The sequence below is a fragment of the Pseudomonas sp. Irchel s3h14 genome, from assembly GCF_900187425.1.
GTDB lineage: Bacteria > Pseudomonadota > Gammaproteobacteria > Pseudomonadales > Pseudomonadaceae > Aquipseudomonas.
In genome coordinates, this window is sequence record NZ_FYDJ01000045.1 from 1 (window position 1) to 1,651 (window position 1,651).

The window sequence follows — 1,651 nt, forward strand, 5'->3', positions numbered from 1 at the left end:
CCCTCCGTGTCAGGCTACCTGTCGCCCTTGTTGATTGACTCAATCATTCAAGAGGGCGAAGGTGAATAACAAATGTCCAAAATGGGCAAGCGATACGAAAGCGACTTCAAAGACTGGGTCGTTCTGCAAATGATGCCGCCCCTCAATCGATCAGTGGCAGAACTTGCCGTTGCGCTCAATCTCACGCCACAGTCACTGCGAAACTGGAGGCAAATGGCTAGAGATAAGGGCTTGATCGTTCCGGGAAACGGCAAGACTAGTGATCAATGGTCAAGCGCCGATAAATTCAATGCGGTCATGGAAACCGCGCCATTGAGCGAGGTGGAGATCTCTCAGTACTGCCGAATCAAGGGCATTTACCCTGAGCAAATCCAACAGTGGCGAGTGGCTTGCCAAAACGCCAATCCGGTTGTTGATCTCAACTCTCGAACCTCCAAGACAGCCGAGGAACGGCGCATCAAAGTACTTGAGCGTCAACTGATCCAGTCTGATGCCGGTCGTGCGGAGGCGGTGGCCTTGCTGGAGCTCAGAAAAAAAGCCAATGCGATCTGGGGCAAGGACAAGGAAGACTGATCAACGCCTCTGATCGTACGCACGCCATGAAGTTGATTGCAGACGCGGTGCTGAATGGTGCTCGTCGATATCGAGCCTGTAATGAGCTGGGGCTGAGCCTGCGAACAGTTCAACGCTGGCGACACGCTGACTGTGATGGGCGACTGCTGGCTCAGCGGGCAATGCCGACGAACAAGCTCAGTGAGGCAGAACGCCAAGCGGTTCTTGATGCTGCCAATCAGGCTGGCTACGCCAGCCTCACCCCGCACCAAATCGTTCCTAAGCTGGCTGATAAAGGCATCTATCTGGCTTCGGAGTCGACGTTTTATCGTGTGTTAAAAGCCGCCAATCAAAACGTGCGTCGTGGCCGTACCAAAGCCCCAAAACGCAGGGTGCTGACGACGCATCGCGCTGACGCTCCCAATCAAGTGTGGTGTTGGGATATCACTTGGCTGCCCAGCACTGTCAAAGGTCGTTTTTTCTACTGGTACATGGTCAAGGATGTCTTCAGCCGCAAGCTGGTTGCCAATGAAGTGCATGAGGTTGAATGCGCTGAACACGCGTGTGAGCTGCTCAGAAAAGGATGCTTACGTGAACAAACAGCAGGTCGTCCGTTGGTGCTGCACTCGGATAACGGCCACGTTATGAGAGGCTCTTTGTTACGTGAAAGCATGATCGCCCTGGGCGTCGAACCCTCTTTTAGCCGGCCAAGGGTTAGCAATGATAACGCCTATGCCGAGGCACTTTTCCGCACCGCAAAGTACTGCCCACTCTGGCCGGATCAACCATTTGATACGGTCACGGAAGCAAGGCTTTGGGTACAGAAATTTATCGAGTGGTACAACGAAGATCACCGCCACAGTGCTTTGAAATACGTGACACCAAACGAACGCCACGAAGGCAAAGCTACAGCTTTATTAAAAGCTAGAGCAGCGCTGTATGAAGATGCGAGGGAAGCTAATCCGAGCCGCTGGAGTACTCGGACACGGAACTGGAAGCTCGCAGATGCGGTGTATTTAAACCCGGAACGCCCTGAAATTAGGGGCGCAACGGGCTAACAACTGTAGGAGCAAGGCGACAGGTACCTTGACACGTACCG

Annotated in this window: 1 protein-coding gene; it reads left to right on the forward strand. The window is 53.5% G+C overall.

The window, feature by feature from the left end; genetic code table 11:
* Positions 1–81 precede the first annotated feature (81 nt).
* A protein-coding gene (locus CKW16_RS31495) for an IS3 family transposase (RefSeq protein ID WP_095133628.1) occupies positions 82–1,610 on the forward strand; the annotation gives its coding sequence in 2 pieces (ribosomal slippage) (positions 82–523 and positions 523–1,610; 1,530 coding nt in all).
* Positions 1,611–1,651 lie beyond the last annotated feature (41 nt).